The sequence below is a fragment of the Pandoraea pulmonicola genome (assembly GCF_000815105.2).
GTDB lineage: Bacteria > Pseudomonadota > Gammaproteobacteria > Burkholderiales > Burkholderiaceae > Pandoraea > Pandoraea pulmonicola.
The window spans coordinates 1,147,884-1,164,667 of record NZ_CP010310.2; the positions used below are offsets into that span (position 1 = coordinate 1,147,884).

Sequence of the window (16,784 nt, forward strand, 5' to 3'; positions counted from 1 at the left end):
AACGGTCGCTAAAAAACCTTGAATTGTTTTGCGAAGGTGAGACGTTCGATGCCATGCGAGATTCGATCGGTTAGCCATTGTCATGACCCTCTGACGTTGTTGCACTGAGCGATTCCGCGCACACCAGATCACCGACAATTAGCGAGTCTCCCTCGCGGAGATAGGCATTCGTGTCCAGTGCCAGTTCACACAGTCGTGCACCACCTCGCTCCACGGTAATGTGCGGCGTACGCTCGCTTGCCTCGATGGCGAAGAATCCGTCGGCTTCCGTGACGGCGCGTCCCACGTCGGAAGCCACTCGCACGGCACGCACGGGCGCCCTGTCGTGCGTGACGAGGCGACCCATGACCGTGACGGTTTTCATGACTCGGACCTTCTGGTACGCCACGCCTCCCTTGTTGACGTGATAGCTGCTTGTTGTCGGTTGCAGTGAAGCGGCAGGGGCCGAGGTTTGGTCAAAGTAATATTGGATACTGCCTTTTTCGAAAGCACTGACTGGGAAGATATTTCGTCCCCGCGTCATGTCGATGACCGTACCATTCATATTTCGCGCATGCAGTTTGATGTCGCGGCTCTCCGTTTCGACGTCGACAATCATTGCGGCCTGACTGGTGGCCAGATTGGATAATCCCGACACGCCGATGGCATCGGGACTGGCGACCACGGTGCTGGATATATTGATCCCCCCACCGGCTTCTCCCCCGTTGGACGAGCGCGAGGCATACGCGTCACCGCGTACGAATTCATGTTGAAATTGTGTTGTGCCGCCTAGCCCAAAACCCAGCCTGTCGATAGAGGCATTGGCGCCAACGGATGTGAAGAACCCGCCGTCCAATTCCCGTCGCACACCCATCGATGCGAATTGATTGCGTCCCTCTCCCCCGTCGCTGACGCCCAGGCTGGCGTTGTAGTTGTTGCGATCCTTGCTTAAATAGATGCTGAGCCCCAGCTCCGCCCCTCGATTGCGGGAGGGAGCGGAAGAACTGTTTGGACGATCGAACAGGGAAACTCGCCATGTGCAATCAACACCGAATACGGCATGTCGATGCGACAACGACAGTTCACCGCCGAATCCCCGGCTTCTTCCCCGACTGAATGTGGCTCGTGATGTCAGGCTGGAAGTTGGGGACAGGCGATGGCTCCACGTAAGTGCCGTGTCGTGTACGGTTCCCGGCTGCGAACGGTTGCGTTTGCTGGCGTGCTGCCAGCTTCGGTTGTGGCTCAGGCTGAGGCTGCCGCTGCGATATGGAAAAAGGAGTTGTATATCGCCCCCCATACCATGTTTGCTCGAACGAAAAACGTTACCGTAGCAGCGGGCGAGTTCGGAAATCTGCCAGTCGATCGAAATGCCGAACACATTGGCGCCGCCCCCGCGCTGCGCGGTCGCTCCCAGCACTACACGTGGAGTCGCCAAATAGTTGACCGCGGCGCCGGCCGAAAGCGCATGCGAAGCCGTGTCGCGTACAATATCGCGCTCCTGTCCCGCGAACAGTGCATAACGCCATGGTTGCGTGGGATCCCGCCAGTTATTCGGCTTGTAAATAAGTTCCTGCTGTGAGGAGACGACCTTTCCGTCCTCCACAATGCGAACCTCGACCTCGTAGATTCCTCCGGGCAGTGAATACGTGTCTACCACCTGCAGTCCGGGTTGAACTGGTTGGGCAAAAATCAATACGCGATCGCGCAGAATTTCGACCACGGAAGGGCGATTTGCAGTGACGTACACCGGATAGAGGCTGGGTCGCTGACCGTCGATGACGAGCGTATCGGATGTGCCGTACAAAACGCCAAGTGTGGTTGCCGCCAATCCGCCGGGGGTGCGGGGAGTGCGCACACCGGAGGCAAGGTCGGGAACAAAGACACCTGCGCGGAAAAATTGGCCTTCGAATTCCCGCTGCACGTACAGGCTTGGGATCGCATACGCTTGCTGATCCGAGTGTTTGCCGCCACTTAATCCCGTCAGCAAGCTTCCCGAAAATCCCCACTGGCCGATACTGCCTAACGCATCGACGGAGTAGCGGCCGGTGACGCCTTGCCCATTGCCGCCGACGGCATTCAGGAAGTTGTTCACGATCAGGCCGTTGCTATTACCTTGCGGGCGAGCATGATACTTCTGCTTAGCTCCATTTTGTTCCGCTTGGCTGGTCACGATGGACAGTACCGAATCCTGTAGGTTGTAGTGGATGGCAAGCAGATCGCTGCAATTTTCCTCGCATGCTCCCAACGTTCGTGGACCTTTTAACAACTGCATGATCTTCTCTCGGTCGGCGTCGCCTGACGTTGCCCCATGCTCCTGGCGCTCCAACTCAATTAGATGAACCTCTCCCTCCCGGCTCAGAGTAATCGTTGCGCTCCCAGCCGGGCGGCCGTTGTAATCGACGCTGACCATCAAAGGAACGTCAAAAAAGTGCTCCGCGAAATCAGTCGGGAGATTCTCCGCTTGGGTCAACAACTCCGTGCCGCGTTGCTTCGCGTCGATGTTTGCGCAAGCTTCGAATTGGAGAGCCAATCCCAGGGCGACACAAGCTGCCCTACAGAAAGCTGCGCGATTCACTTTTGCCACTCAATCAAATATCTCAAGCGAAACGACTCTCACATCACCGCCCGCAGCGGGGATGCGGGACTTGCCGCGGGTCAATTCGGTGCAAGCTGGACTGAGCAGTTCTCCGGCCTGATGACGCCGTTGATCCTCTTTCCGTCGCCGGCACAGGCGGCTACGACGCTGTGTACTTCGGGCGTAATGGCAGGCGAAAACACAGCAAGGGTGCTGCTGAGCGGAGAGCCCCGACTACGACCTTCATCGATGAGTTTTTCGCGCGCTGCCAGCCGCTGTTCGAGCGCGATGCTCTCCACGTCCGACGCACAACGCTTCGGGGCGTCGGTGCAAACAAGTCGACCTGCGGTGGCCGCATTTGAAGCGCGCCCCGCAGATGTACCCTTCGCGCCATGCTTCTGGCGCGAAGGATGCTCCAGCGGAGCCGCCTGAACAAAGGGGAAGATATTCCCAGGTCCGGCTGCCCGATTGCTGGCAGACTCGATCGCAGTGTACGAACCTGCTTTCGCTCCCGAGCTCTGCCGTCTACAGCTTGGGCTCGAACGTGATGGTGAGAGCCCCTCGATACTCGCCTGCGCTCAGGGGCTGGCTGCCAACGGGGCGAGGAGCCAGTAGGACGCCGGAGATGTAGCGGCCGCCCGACACCTCTCGGATGTCACCAGTCGCCACGTCCCCCTCGGCATCTGCCACGATTACCTCAAGCTTGGCGTCCGGCATTTCAGTATGTGTCAGGAGTGGGCCCTTCTCTCCCCAGTTTGGGGAGTCAAACTTCACTCGAACAGCATCACAATCGGTGTTGAAGTCAAAGTCAAGCTTGTAGAGCCACTGGCGTTTTCCATCCCAGCTTTGCGGGATCCGAAGAGGTATCGGTTGGCCCGCGACAACGTATGGATCAACCGATTCAACATCGAGAGTGCCTTGCTTCACGGGAACCTCGCCGGTGAGAGCAACGTTCAGGTTGGCGGAAGGCGGTGTGGTTTCGGCGCCAGCGGAAAACGCCAAAGAGGCGGCCATGGTGGCCAGTACAATATGTTTTAACAGCATTATTCAATCGTCGTTTCGAAAACCAGAGGAAGTTGCGCCGTGTATTTTCCCGGGACTGCGCCACTTTCCGTCTTTCCCTGAGCCTTCGAGGAAATGAAGAGTTGGATTTCCTTTCCTTGCTTTGCGTCGACTGCATTGACAATCGAGGTCGACGTTCCGGTCAGCACCTTGCCATTCACTTGGGGAACGAGCGCATAGTAGGCGTCAGTATCCGTTTCGTGAGTCGTGCGAGGGTCGTGGTTGTCAGCAAGCCTCACACTGACGTTGCCGACGTTGCTTTTCACCTTAATGCCCAAAGCAATATCGTTGAATCTCTTTTGCGTGTTATCCCAGGTCAGGTTTTGAGCCTCCGCCTGATTCCAGTTGACAGGGGTAACTTCAAAGCTTGGGACAAAAGGCACGATTGCCTGGAGTTGAATGTCAAACGATTTTCGGTTGGTTTGATCGGCGTGAGCGGGACTGGCAAACATTGAAGCGCTGGCGAGCGCGAGCATTGCGATTTTGACGGCAGAGTGTTTCATCTTTACTTTAAGAAAAAAAAGCGTTGCATTGATTTAACTCATTTTTCATGAGTCCAATGGGAAGGCAAAATCAGTGTGTTAATTAGGTGCCAGTATGGGATCGAAAACAAGGGTAAAATGAGTTCCATATTTGCCAGGCATCATCGTCTCGTGGCTATTTCTTCCTGTCATTTTTATGCCGAAATAAAGTTTTTCACCTCTGGATGCGCGGAAATTTGTTATAAAGAACGGCTTTTTCTTGTCATACAGGATGTCCGCGCTGGTGGGAGTGGAGCCGAGTTTTGCTAAAAGATGGCTGGACAGATAGTAGTCAGGGTTTTCGTCATGGAATAGGCGCGTTATTGGGCCCTTGATGAGGGTGGCCTGATTGAGCAACGTAATTCCAATCCTTTCATACGAACTGACAATGTCAAACGACAGGAGTTGTTGAATACTGAGGTCTGAAAGGGAGACATTCAGTGGGGAACTCAAGTTCACACTGGGCGTAACCTTGAGAAAATCCCGTTCTACAGGGACGTCGCCGGTGAGAGCAACGTTCAGGTTGGCGGAGGGCGGTGTGGTTTCGGCGCCAGCGGAAAACGCCAAAGAGGCGGCCATGGTGGCCAGTACAATATGTTTTATCAGCATTATTCAATCGTCGTTTCGAAAACCAGAGGAAGTTGCGCCGTGTATTTTCCCGGGACTGCGCCACTTTCCGTCTTTCCCTGAGCCTTCGAGGAAATGAAGAGTTGGATTTCCTTTCCTTGCTTCGCGTCGACTGCATTGACAATCGAGGTCGACGTTCCGGTCAGCACCTTGCCATTCACTTGGGGAACGAGCGCATAGTAGGCGTCAGTATCCGTTTCGTGAGTCGTGCGAGGGTCGTGGTTGTCAGCAAGCCTCACACTGACGTTGCCGACGTTGCTTTTCACCTTAATGCCCAAAGCAATATCGTTGAATCTCTTTTGCGTGTTATCCCATGTCAGGTTTTGAGCCTCTGCCTGATTCCAGTTGACAGGGGTAACTTCAAAGCTTGGGACAAAAGGCACGATTGCCTGGAGTTGAATGTCAAACGATTTTCGGTTGGTGTGGTCGGCGTGAGCGGGACTGGCAAACATTGAAGCGCTGGCGAGCGCGAGCATTGCGATTTTGACGGCAGAGTGTTTCATCTTTACTTTAAGAAAAAATAAAAGCGTTGCATTGATTTAACTCATTTTTCATGAGTCCAGTGGGAGGGCGTTGGCAGTGTTTGCGATGAATTTCTATATTATTTAAGCCAGTCGATCTATATGTTCTTTATTCCCCATTTTGCAACTAAACTCCCGCTCAAACGAGCGAAGCGCAACATCTTACGGCCGAAGTCCTGAGGCGAATTTCAAATTTTGATCATTCAGCTGATCAATTTGGACACCAAGTTCCTGAACACGCTGTTGCTCTGACATGAGGGATTGGCTCTGGGACGCGACGCTCCGACGTTCAAACTGCAGCGGCTCAATCCAGCGACGCAAAGCGGATTCGGCAACACACGCGGAGCGAGCACTGCATCGTCGGCATGGAGTCAGAACGAAGCGTGGCCCGCCAGCCAATTGATCGCTGCGAAAGGGGAAAGGGATGGGGATGGTGGACCGATGCCGCTGGGCGGCACCTTGCCGGGGCCGTGCGATTCATTCCTCGTTGCTTGTGAGCGACTTTGAGTGCCACTGCATTCCAAAAGGCTTTTTCAGCCTTTTTCAGAAAACCCCGTTTTCTATCCGGACGGGGCTTTCCTATGCAGATCGACTCCGACGCAGTGGTTTGACCTTTTCGGGCTGGCGCCGGTACGAGCGCGGTGTGGTCTACATCGTCGTGTGCGAGAGCGAAGCGCAGGCGTGTTCAATCGACTCCACATCACTCGGCACTTTGGCCCAAGGGTCATGTCAAGTGACGTACCGGGAAATGGGAAGTCATGCGAGTGCTTCGTTCCAGCCAACTTGTGGTCCCCGCTATGCTCGGCTTGATGTTCGAATCTTCACTCGGGCAGCACTGAAAATCGAACTTCACCTATTCCGCAGGACCAGGGAACCGGTTGGTCATTCTCATTCCGTCCCTAACAGCTTTTCCAGTTGCTCGGCGGTGGCGGGCTTCATTCGGTAGCCCCAAACGGGGCTTCCGGGGATGCCATTGTCGTTGAGTAGTTTTGTGATCTCCGCGCTGAATACGGGGTTGCTCAGAGGATGCGGATCCGGGTACGCCTTTGATTCCGGATATTTGAATCCGAGAAATGCTTTTTCCCGAACTTCCAACACCTCGACGCCATAACCCTGCTTCACTGCTTCCGGGTAATGCCCTTTTGTGTAGGTGGTGATCTTGTCTTGAAGAGACGACCGTGCCAGGTGCGCCGATACAGCGTTAGCGACTGTGATGCCGGCAAAAACGACCACACCAACAAATGCTGCAATCAATGCAGTGGCTCCAAATCCAATCGCCCATCGCTTCCATCTCTCAAGGGTAATCTTGGCGGCAAGAGTCACGATAATGCTCGCGACAATCGAGGCGGAAACACTGAGCCAAAATTCAGAATAAGTCATGAATAATAGAAGTGGGATTTTTATGAAATTTCGCCTGAAAATCTAACACATTCAAATGCGTCAAAGATCTTGTTTCCCATTTCTGGCGAGTAGTCGCGTTTCTTGCCTTCACTCGGGTGCTGTGGTCCAGTAGGCTCGGCGTTCACTGCACCCGCCGCTTTGATCAATGAGGTGTCGCGACGTGCCAAATGAAGCGGCAACAGTGGATTACGCTAGTATCCGATAATCGGATTAAGCGGATACCCTGCGACGACATTCGTCATCACCTGATGCCAGGTTGAAACCGGCTATGTCCGCGACGATCTGGCGGCGAGCTTTCCCTGTCAGCAGCAGAAGAAAATACCGCCATGGCCGGAGTAGGGTAAGCGCTACAAAAAGGATAAATTGCCCCAGCGTATCGCCGAGCAACGCGAGGAGGTCCGATTGAGGCAGAGAGCATGCTCGAACAATTCGCATCGGGGAGTCAGGAATGGAAAGGCAACAAAAGCCGGCGAGCGAGTCCTTGCGCCAGAATTACAGCGGAGTCACGACGCGCCGCGAAGCCCGTGGCAGCGTCATCGACGATCGTCGTCCGGCGTCGAAGTCGCACGCGAAGATGCGTGAAATGATCGATACCAGCCCGCGGATTGTTGCCCAACAAAAAGTTATCAGCGGACCACGTGCGACAGCTGCGTCGTCAAATGCGGTCGTGCAAGGGGTGTTCGAAGTCGGTGCGCAGACCTACAACACGAAGAAGGGAAAGAGAACTAACGCGCTGATCCAAACCTTGCGTTCAGACGCCCGCGCGAACCGGCTGAAACGAGGCTGGGTATTACATTTGAGAGGGTTGGCGCGAGAGGCGCATGACCACGGAAATTTTGCATCGACCGATGACGTCATCTCGTATCTGGAGACAAAATTCAAGAAAACACCTCGCGGCAAACTGAAGCGCCCAACGTTCTCTGCCGAAGCCTATCGCCTGGCCAAAGCAACCGAGTCGGTCAAGCGCGGCGAGGATATGAGCGATATCAGTCTCAGCGACAACAATCTCGCCGTGCTCCATCGGATGCCGTTCGCCGATATAAGGCGAAATCTGCTTCGCTTTGTCAAGAAGGAAGAAACTGCCGCGGATCTGATTCGTTGGACGGACCGGCTTGTTGTAGCCACTCGACTGCGCGCAACAGCCAACATACTTAATGACAGTGAGGAGCTTCTGTTTTCAGATTACGCAAAGACCGTCGAAGATCAGATAAAAAAATTCCAAGCCGAGCGTGCACGCATTATCAAAGTATGGGCGAAACCGAATGGCGCCAGTCAAACAGAGGGCGAGGTAGAGTTACTCCTGGGAATGTTGAACAACATGCACGGGAATATTCCGGATCTTGGCCGCCACAACGGGCTGAATATCCAGGTCTCAAATCGCGGCCATCCACACTTCTACAAGAACGGCTCGATGTCGCCCGGAACGGCCGCGTTGTTCGCCATGTCGCCGGATCGTTTCGAGCGTGGCATCGCCGTCACCAAGGACGAGAAACACTACGCGACTACCGATGGGATGAGGGTGCCGGTGGCAGCGGCCGCAACGGCGCACAAGCTATCGGCGACGACCATCTCCTCTTCGACCTTGCTTACGCCAAACAGAGGCACCAGTTCCTCGACCTCTTCACGCGCGCCCGACGATGACACCGATGAGGACTCATCATCTTCTGCTGGGCTCCAAACCACGGACGATGAAGACGACGATGACTCCGGTACTGACACAGTTGCGGGTTCGGACAGTAAGCGTATGGCCAATGACCCCGATACTGACTCGGATTCGGGGTCGGGGTCGGACAGTAAGCGCCCGGCCGATGACTCCGATACTGACTCGGATGCGGGTTCCGACAGTAAGCGCCCGGTCAGGTCTGGCCCGAAAGGCACCAAAAAAGACAAATGAAAAGTTCCGTAAAGGCAAACCACTCATGGCGTTTTTTGGACGAGCGCGCCATTCATACGAGCTTGTGCTACAGTTCCGCAGCAAAAATCAAAAAGCAAATACAGCGGGCATAGAAATAACGCTCGGGAATCCTGATCACCGCGTTTCGCCTTACGAAGCGATGTAGGGAAATTTCCGACAGGATAGTTCCAGTAGTCGAAAGTGTTGTACCTAATCAGATTTTGCAACCACATTGCGAAAGGGTATCGGGGAACCATGATTAACGCTGCTGTGAGCCACCTGACGGCTCGGCTCAACGAGTATCTCAAGCAAGCCTACGCGCTCACCGACGACATCGTGACGATGTCCGGTCTGGTAGACATCAACGGGCATTCTGTCGCGAATACAAACAACCGTTTGGTGGTGATCCTCACCCACATCGAACGGGATACCGGACCGGTGCGCAAGGGTATTCCCGGAGACGCAGGCGCTTCGCATGTGTCGCTCGGCGTCGCGCCGCTCTATCTGAACCTCTACGTGATGGTGGCCGCCAATTTCACCGGCGGCAATTACGAAGACGCCCTGAAGCTTATCTCCGGCGCCATTGCCTTCTTCCAACGCCATCCGGTTTTCGACCATCGCTCCTCGCCGTCGCTCGACCCGCGTATCGACCGGCTGGTGCTCGAGATCGAGAACCTGAATATCCGCGAACTCAGCAACCTCTGGACGATGCTGGGTGGCAAGTATCTGCCCTCGGTGCTGTACAAGGTGCGACTGATGGCGCCGGACAGCGACGACATCACCGGCACCGTGCCGACCGTGCGCACGCCGCAGCCGGCGCTCAGCCACTGAGCGGGCCCGCGGGCATGGCTACGTCTGCTGCCGCGATGGGGGGGCCGGGCTACACACGGCTATTCACCGTCGACATCACTCACGCGTACTGGCCGACGCCGCACGTGTGGCTGCGTCATGCCGCCACGCCCGCGACGACGGAATGGATGCGCCGCCGCGACTTGCTGGTCCGCCCGCACCGGCAGGGCGTTGCGGTATTTTGCGCAGCGAACCGGCGCGACGTGCTGCTTCAGGGCATCAAGGCCGGCGATGCGGTGGCGACGTTCAAGTGGTATGCCAGCGACACGGATTTCCCTCTCTACACGCATCCCGCATCGTCCGACAGGTCGTCGGTCTACTTCGTCCGAAGCGGCGCGAGCGTGGCTGTCGAAGGGCCGACACCGCTGCGCCGTCTGCACGCGGATGCGTGCCTGGGCGCCACCGACGCCATGTCTGTCGACGCCCCGGAACTCATATCCCACCTTGAGCGCACCGACCGCGTGAGCCCTCCGGTGCTCGTGGCGCAAATCGATCTCGCCGATCACGTCGTCGGAGCTGACGCCGCAGGCGTCGACTACGTCGCGACCTTCGCCGCACGCGCCAGTTGCTGGCGCTACTACTACGTGTGTACGCAGGACAGCGGCGCGCTGAGCATCGTCGACCTGGACGAGAAGGTGAGCTTCGTCACCGCCGGCAGCGAGGTGCGCCCGGGCGGGCGTCAGGCGGTGATCTTCGAGAGCGAGCAGGAGATTGCAATGCAGCAGCAATACCCGCAGCGATTTCAGTTGCGGGAACGGGGCCGGTCGGGTGAACGCGTGTTGATCCGGAGACTGCCCAATGCCGACATCGGCAGCCTGACGCAGAAGACGCCGAAGGTGCAGAAACCGCAGGAAGCTGAGCAAGCGGCGCAAAGCCGGGCAGTACTGGTATCCGAGATCTACATCAATTGACATCGATGACCGAGGTGAACTCATGGCGCAATACAAAACACCAGGCGTATACGTAGTCGAGCAAAACGCGTTTCCCAATTCCGTGGTCGAAGTCGCCACGGCGGTGCCCGCGTTCATCGGCTACACGCAATTCGCCGACAACAAGGGCACGCCGCTCGCGGGTACGCCGTGGCGTATCAGCTCGATGGCCGAATTCCTCATGTACTTCGGTGGACCGCCGCCGACCACGTATTCGCTCGACGCGGTCGCCACCGATAAGGCCACCGACAAGGCTGCCGAAAAACCTGCGGGCGACGCGCCGGCCGATGGCGGTGGCGACGCCGCCCCTCCTGCGCGTCCCGTTGTTCCCGATCTCTTCATCGGCGCCGTGGGCGCGCGCAAGCCGTTCAAGTTCACGCCGCAAACGAAGGAATACCTGCTGTACTACAGCATGCTGTTCTTCTTCCAGAATGGCGGCGGTCCATGCTACATCGTGTCGGTCGGCACGTACGCGGACGGCGACGTCGATTCGGCCAAGCTGACTGCGGGCATCGACGCGCTCGTCAAGGAGCAGGAGCCGACAATGGTGCTCGTGCCGGACGCCGTGCGTCTGTCGAGTCAGGATTGCGCCAAGGTGCAGACCCACATGCTCCAGCATTGCGGCTACACCATGCGCAACCGCTTCGCCATCCTCGACGTGTTCGACGGCATGTGGGATCGCCAGGCCCCGGGCGGCGACTGCATCACGAACTTCCGCAACGACGTCGGCACGTCGTTCCTCGATTTCGGGGCGGCTTACTATCCGTGGGTCAATACGTCGATCGTCACGGATAAGGATCTCGACTTCACGAAGATCTCCAACGTGGCGCAATTGCAGACGCTGATCACCGCGGAACTTGACGCAGTGATCAATCCGCCGGCGACGGCGTCGCCCGCCGACAAGGCGAAGGCCGCGCAGGTCAAGGAAGTTGTCGCCAAGCTGACCGGCGGTGCACCTGCGGCCAAGGCCGACGCCCCTGCCGCCGATGCAGGCGCCGATGCAGCGAAAGCCGCCGGTGGCGATACCAACGCCGCCGCCCCGATGTCGACGGACGACATCGCCACGCTGCACAAGACACTGAGCGTTATCAGCAATGTCTACGTGCAGGTGCTTCAGGCGCTCCAGAAGAAAATCAACCTGATGCCGCCCGCCGCAGGCATGGCCGGGCTGTACACGCTCGTCGACAACACGCGCGGCGTGTGGAAGGCGCCGGCGAACATCAGCCTGAACGGCGTCGTGTCGCCGAGCGTGAACATTTCCAACGCCGATCAGGAAGACCTTAACGTGCCGACCTCCGGCAAGTCCGTCAATGCGATCCGCAGTTTCATCGGCGAAGGCGTGCTGGTCTGGGGCGCGCGCACGCTCGACGGCAACAGTCTCGATTGGCGCTACCTGAGCGTGCGTCGCACGATGATCATGATCGAAGAGTCGCTGCGTCTGGCCTGCAAGGCGTATGTGTTCGAACCGAACACCGCCAACACGTGGGTGACGATCAAGAGCATGGTGCGCAACTTCCTCACCAGCGTGTGGAAGCGCGGCGGACTCGCCGGTGCAAGTCCGGAAGATGCCTTCCAGGTCTTCGTGGGACTGGGCGAGACGATGACTGGCGAGGACATTCTCGAAGGCATGCTCAAGGTGACGGTGCTGGTGGCGGTGAGCCGTCCGGCCGAGTTCATCGAGTTGACGTTCCAGCAACAGATGCAGAAATCCTGAGTCCGCTCGGGCGCGATCCGCCTGGGCCGTGCGGCACGCGAGCGCAATATCGTGCAACCGTGCGGTCCGGCATTTTCCGCATGCATTCAATAGACGAGGTGTGTGATGGCAGACGATGGTTCGAAACAATCCACCACGGTTTGGCCCCTTCCCAAGTTCTACTTTCAGGTGAAGTGGGATTCGCAGGTCATGTCGTTTCAGGAAGTGAGCGGGCTCGACGTGCAGTCCGAAGAAATCAAGTACCGCCATGGCGATAGCCCCGAGTTCTCCGTGATCAAGATGCCGGGCATGAAGAAGTACGGCAACGTGACCATGAAGAAGGGCGTGTTCAAGTCCGATAACAAGTTCTGGGACTGGTTCAACCAGATCAAGATGAACACGATCAAGCGGGTGCCCGTCACGATCAGCCTGCTCGACGAGGCCGGCAAGCCGACGATGGTCTGGACGCTCGCCAATGCGTGGCCCACCAAGATCACGGGCACCGATCTGAAGTCCGAAGGCAACGAAGTCGCCATCGAGACCATCGAGATCGTGCACGAAGGTCTGACGATCGCCAACAGCTGACCCGGCGTGGCCGCACTGGTGAGCCCGCATCGCGGGCCGCCAGTGTCGGTTGTTTTTCGACGTTCCACGCAAGCCCGATTGCCTGAGTGTTCCCCGTTCGCACGCCATGCCTTCATCGCCTTTCGATCCCTATCCGCCGTCGGCTTTTCACTTCCGCGTGATGTTCGCGTCCACGGCGGGTGCTGTCGACGCCTCGTTTCAGGACGTCTCCGGCATCGGTACGGAAGTCGACACCGAGGCGGTGCCCGAGGGCGGCGAGAACCGGTTCGTGCACACGCTGCCGAAAGGCGTCAAGCATCCGAATCTGGAGCTCAAGCGCGGCATTGCCGCGATGACGTCGCCGCTGGTGATGTGGTGCCGTTCGGTGTTCGAGGGCGAGTTCATCGTGCCGATCCGGCCGCAGTCGCTGATGGTGCAGTTGCTCGACGAATTGCATCTGCCGATCCGCATCTGGACGTTTGCGAATGCGTATCCGGTGAAGTGGGAAATCGAGAGTTTCGGCGCGATGAAGAACGAAGTGGCCATCGAGAAGATCGTGCTGAGCTACACATACTCGACCCGCATGGCGTAACAGGGATCCGTGAGGGATCAGTTAGGGATCAGTGCACACAGGGGATTTTGCAATGCCAATCGAAATTGGCCATCTGAGCATCAAGTCGACCGTGGTGCAGCGCGCGGCGGACAACGCTGGACTGCCCGCATCGATGGACGACGAGCCCGCGGTTTCGTACACGTTCGACGAACAGGCGCGCGCCGAACTGCTCGCCGAATGCCGCACGCTGGTGCGCGAGATGCTCGAACGGGCCAAGGAGCGCTAAGCCGTGGCGACGAGTCTTACACGACGCAAGTTCAGCATCGCACCGTGCACGGTCTCCGGCGGACAGATCTCCGTGGACGGCAGCCGCGCGCCGTTCGAGGCGCTGATCAACCCTGTCGGTTACAAGCGCAAGCTGAGCATCGAATACAACAAGAAGCAGACGCTGGGCCAACCGAGCGCCACGCCGCGTTTCAGCGCCGTGCGCCCCGAGACCATCACCATCGAAAATCTCGTGCTCGACGGCACGGGCGTGGTCGACGGCACCGGCTCGCGCAGCGTGAAGGACATGATCGACGCCATGCTGGCGGTGATCTACAAGTACGACGGCAAGAAGCACGAGCCGAACTACGTGCGTCTGCTCTGGGGCACCTTTATTTTCTTCGGGCGGGTCGAATCGATCGGTCTCGACTATACGATGTTCAAGCCCACCGGCGAGCCGCTGCGCGCGCGCGTGACGCTGGGCGTCGTCGGCTGGGTCAGCGCGACGGAGAGTTCGCTGCGCGCGAATCTCAGTTCGCCGGACCTGAGCCATCTGGTGGAAGTCAAGGCCGGCGACACCCTGCCGCTGCTTTGCAACCGTATCTACAACGATCCGTCGTATTACCGCGAAGTCGCGCGCATCAATGACCTGACCGGCTTTCGCAAGCTGGAGCCGGGCATGATGCTGCGCTTCCCACCGCTCGTCTGAGTCTCATCCGATCACATGGCCGACTCTCCCGCGCTGAAGACCAGTGAAGTACTCAAGCTCACGATCACGAGCGGCGGCAGTGCGCTGGCCGACACGATCCGCATCATTTCGGTGGACATCGAACGCGCCGTCGGGCGTGTGTGCCAAGCTCGAATCGAAATCCTCGACGGCGATATGCCGGACAACGACTTTCCCGTCAGCGATCTGGACACCTTCGTGCCGGGGGCCGACATTGCGATCAGCGCGGGATACGGTTCGAGCGCGACGCAGATCTTCGACGGCGTGGTGATCCGTCACAGCATCCGGATCTCGGAGAGGAACGAAGCGCGTCTGGTCGTGGAGTGCCGGCACAAGGCCGTGAAGATGACGATTGGCTGCAACAACGCCAACTACGTGGACATGAAGGACAGCGACATCCTCAGCCAGTTGATCGACAAGGCCGGGGCAACGGCGGAGGTCGCCGCGACGACCACCCAGCACAAGGAAATCGTGCAGTTCTACAGCACCGACTGGGATTTCATGCTGTTGCGCGCCGAGGCGAACGGCGCGCTGGTCATCGCGGACGACAACGGCAAAGTCTCCGTCAAGGCGCCGCAGACGTCTGCCGCCGCCGTGCTCAAGGTGACCTATGGCGTCGACCTCATGTCGTTTTCGGCGGACATCGACGCGCGTACGCAGTTGCAAAGCGTGGTCGCCGCCGCATGGGACCCGAGCACGCAAGCGATGGTGCAGCAGACCTCGTCGTCGACGTCGCTCTATGCGCAGGGGAATCTGAGCCCATCGACGTTGGCCGGCGTGGTCGGTCCGTCGACGTTCCGTCTGCAATCGACGGTGCCGGTGCCGTCCGACGACCTCAAGTCCTGGAGCGACGCCACGCAAATGCGGGCGGCACTCGCCCGGATTCGCGGGCGCATGTCGTTTCAGGGCAGCGCGTTGGCCAAACCCGGCACGATGATCGAAATCGCCGGCGTCGGCAAGCGATTCAGCGGCAGCGTGTTCGTGAGCGGTGTGCAGCATCGCATCTCGGACGGCAACTGGATAACGGAAGTCGACTTCGGCATGTCGCCCGAGCGTTTCTCGGAGCGCCGCGGCGCGGGAGACGTGATGGCCTCCGGCCTGCTGCCGGGCGTGGGCGGCTTGCAGATCGGCAAGGTGGTGAAGCTCGATGCCGACCCCGAGAACCAGTACCGGATTCAGGTCGCCGTGCAGGTGTTGCAGGCGGAGACGGTTGGCGTGTGGGCGCGGCTGGCAAGTTTCTACGGATCGTCGGGGGTGGGAGCGTTTTTCATCCCCGAAATCGGCGACGAGGTGATTCTGGGGTACCTGAACGGCGATCCGTCGTATCCCGTGGTGCTGGGCAGCGTCTACAGCAGTCAGCTCAAGATGCCGTACGAACTGACGGCCGAGAATTTCACCAAGGCGTTGTGGACAAAGGGGATGCTCAAGGTCATCTTCGACGACGACAAGAAAGTCATCACGCTCATTACGCCGCAGAAGAACACCATCGAGATGAGCGACGACGCCAAGTCGATCTGCCTGACCGACCAGAACGACAACAAGATCCAGATGACGCCCGACGGCATCACGCTCGACAGTCCCAAGGACATCGTCATCAACGCGAAGGGGAAAGTAAGCATCAGCGCCGTCGGGAATATCGAGCAATCCGCCAAGGCCGACATCAAAAGCGAAGCGCTCAACATCACCAGCACCGCCAACGTCGGTTTCACCGCCAAGGGCTCGGCCACGGCCGAGTTGTCGGCGAGCGGCCAGACGACGGTCAAGGGCGCGTTGGTGATGATCAACTGACGCGCCGAAGCGCACGAAGCGCACGAAGTACACGAGGCACACAGAACGCAGTACCGACCGAAGGAGACCGCGCCATGCCGATGGCCGCCCGACTGACCGACATGCACACCTGTCCGATGCAGACACCCGCCGTGCCCGCGCCGATCCCGCACGTCGGCGGGCCGATCATCGGTCCATGCGTACCGACGGTGCTCGTCGGCAAGCTGCCCGCCGCCGTCGTGACGGACAACTGTGTGTGCGTGGGGCCGCCGGACAGCATCGTCATGGGATCGACAACCGTCATGATCGGCGGCAAGCCCGCGGCCCGCGTCGGCGACACGTGCGCGCACGGCGGGGCGATCGTGATGGGCTGTCCCACGGTGATGATCGGTGGATAAACCCGGGAGCAACGCGTGAGCGCAGACAAATCGTTTCTCGGCACCGGTTGGTCGTTTCCCCCGCGCTTCGGCGACAGCGCAGTCAGTGGCCACACCCAAATGGTCGAAGGGGAGACGGACATTCGGGAAAGCCTCGGCATCATCCTGTCGACGGTGCCCGGCGAGCGAATCATGCAGCCCACGTTCGGCTGCGGCATCAAGGCTTACGTCTTCGAGGAAATCAGCGAGAGCGTGATGACCGAGATGCGCGACGCGATCGACCGGGCGATTCTGTTCTTCGAGCCGCGCGTTACCGTGGAGCGCATCGACATCGATGTGTCGAACGCCATCCAGGGCCGTGTCGACGTGCTGATCGACTACACCGTGCGCGGCACGAACACGCGCACCAACATGGTCTATCCGTTCTACTTCCTCGAGGGCACCAACGTGCCGGAGGCGCAGATCGAGTCGCCGGAATAAA

17 protein-coding genes are annotated in these 16,784 nt (G+C 58.5%); 11 read left to right on the plus strand and 6 right to left on the minus strand.

Annotated features, from left to right (window positions below; translation table 11 throughout):
• Positions 1-70: 70 nt before the first annotated feature.
• The 6 genes from RO07_RS05215 to RO07_RS05240 form a co-directional block, all read right to left on the minus strand.
• A complete protein-coding gene (locus RO07_RS05215) occupies positions 71-2,563 on the minus strand; it encodes a CS1-pili formation C-terminal domain-containing protein (protein WP_147284547.1) in 2,493 nt (830 codons plus the stop codon).
• A gap of 516 nt (positions 2,564-3,079) precedes the next feature.
• Positions 3,080-3,598 carry a hypothetical protein gene (locus RO07_RS05220; RefSeq protein ID WP_039408644.1) on the minus strand — a complete coding sequence of 173 codons (519 nt, stop codon included), beginning with the start codon at positions 3,596-3,598 and terminating at the stop codon, positions 3,080-3,082.
• Complete coding sequence (locus RO07_RS05225; RefSeq protein ID WP_147284546.1) at positions 3,598-4,119, minus strand: hypothetical protein; 522 nt, start codon at positions 4,117-4,119, stop codon at positions 3,598-3,600. The genes RO07_RS05220 and RO07_RS05225 overlap by 1 nt, the downstream gene beginning before the upstream one ends.
• A gap of 78 nt (positions 4,120-4,197) precedes the next feature.
• Positions 4,198-4,746, minus strand: coding sequence for a hypothetical protein (locus tag RO07_RS05230; RefSeq protein ID WP_039408647.1), 549 nt, complete (start codon positions 4,744-4,746; stop codon positions 4,198-4,200).
• Positions 4,746-5,267 (minus strand): hypothetical protein, encoded by a 522-nt coding sequence (locus tag RO07_RS05235; protein ID WP_147284545.1) that lies wholly within the window; start codon positions 5,265-5,267, stop codon positions 4,746-4,748. The genes RO07_RS05230 and RO07_RS05235 overlap by 1 nt, the downstream gene beginning before the upstream one ends.
• Before the next feature lie 906 nt (positions 5,268-6,173).
• Complete coding sequence (locus RO07_RS05240) at positions 6,174-6,665, minus strand: hypothetical protein (protein WP_039408653.1); 492 nt, start codon at positions 6,663-6,665, stop codon at positions 6,174-6,176.
• A gap of 469 nt (positions 6,666-7,134) precedes the next feature.
• Here RO07_RS05240 and RO07_RS05245 point away from each other — a divergent pair, with 469 nt between their 5' ends.
• The 11 genes from RO07_RS05245 to RO07_RS05295 all read left to right on the plus strand — a co-directional run bounded on the left by RO07_RS05245 (position 7,135) and on the right by RO07_RS05295 (position 16,783).
• Complete coding sequence (locus RO07_RS05245; protein ID WP_039408656.1) at positions 7,135-8,580, plus strand: hypothetical protein; 1,446 nt, start codon at positions 7,135-7,137, stop codon at positions 8,578-8,580.
• 255 nt (positions 8,581-8,835) lie between these two features.
• Positions 8,836-9,411 carry a Pvc16 family protein gene (locus tag RO07_RS05250; RefSeq protein WP_039408659.1) on the plus strand — a complete coding sequence of 192 codons (576 nt, stop codon included), beginning with the start codon at positions 8,836-8,838 and terminating at the stop codon, positions 9,409-9,411.
• A gap of 14 nt (positions 9,412-9,425) precedes the next feature.
• Positions 9,426-10,340: a hypothetical protein gene (locus RO07_RS05255; RefSeq protein ID WP_147284544.1), complete on the plus strand. Its 915-nt coding sequence runs from the start codon at positions 9,426-9,428 to the stop codon at positions 10,338-10,340.
• 22 nt (positions 10,341-10,362) lie between these two features.
• Positions 10,363-12,072, plus strand: coding sequence for a phage tail sheath family protein (locus tag RO07_RS05260; protein ID WP_039408664.1), 1,710 nt, complete (start codon positions 10,363-10,365; stop codon positions 12,070-12,072).
• A 105-nt stretch (positions 12,073-12,177) separates the two neighbouring features.
• Positions 12,178-12,636, plus strand: coding sequence for a phage tail protein (locus tag RO07_RS05265; protein WP_039398341.1), 459 nt, complete (start codon positions 12,178-12,180; stop codon positions 12,634-12,636).
• A gap of 106 nt (positions 12,637-12,742) precedes the next feature.
• A complete protein-coding gene (locus RO07_RS05270) occupies positions 12,743-13,207 on the plus strand; it encodes a phage tail protein (protein ID WP_039408667.1) in 465 nt (154 codons plus the stop codon).
• Positions 13,208-13,259: 52 nt separating this feature from the next.
• The gene (locus RO07_RS05275; protein WP_039408671.1) at positions 13,260-13,454 is read left to right on the plus strand and encodes a DUF5908 family protein; all 195 of its coding nucleotides are present in this window, start codon (positions 13,260-13,262) and stop codon (positions 13,452-13,454) included.
• Positions 13,455-13,457: 3 nt separating this feature from the next.
• Positions 13,458-14,141, plus strand: a complete 684-nt coding sequence (locus RO07_RS05280) for a CIS tube protein (RefSeq protein WP_039408673.1) — start codon at positions 13,458-13,460, stop codon at positions 14,139-14,141.
• 15 nt (positions 14,142-14,156) lie between these two features.
• Positions 14,157-15,947, plus strand: a complete 1,791-nt coding sequence (gene vgrG / locus RO07_RS05285; RefSeq protein ID WP_039408676.1) for a type VI secretion system tip protein VgrG — start codon at positions 14,157-14,159, stop codon at positions 15,945-15,947.
• A 74-nt stretch (positions 15,948-16,021) separates the two neighbouring features.
• Positions 16,022-16,324: a PAAR domain-containing protein gene (locus RO07_RS05290; protein WP_039408679.1), complete on the plus strand. Its 303-nt coding sequence runs from the start codon at positions 16,022-16,024 to the stop codon at positions 16,322-16,324.
• A gap of 15 nt (positions 16,325-16,339) precedes the next feature.
• Complete coding sequence (locus RO07_RS05295; RefSeq protein ID WP_039408681.1) at positions 16,340-16,783, plus strand: GPW/gp25 family protein; 444 nt, start codon at positions 16,340-16,342, stop codon at positions 16,781-16,783.
• Position 16,784 lies beyond the last annotated feature (1 nt).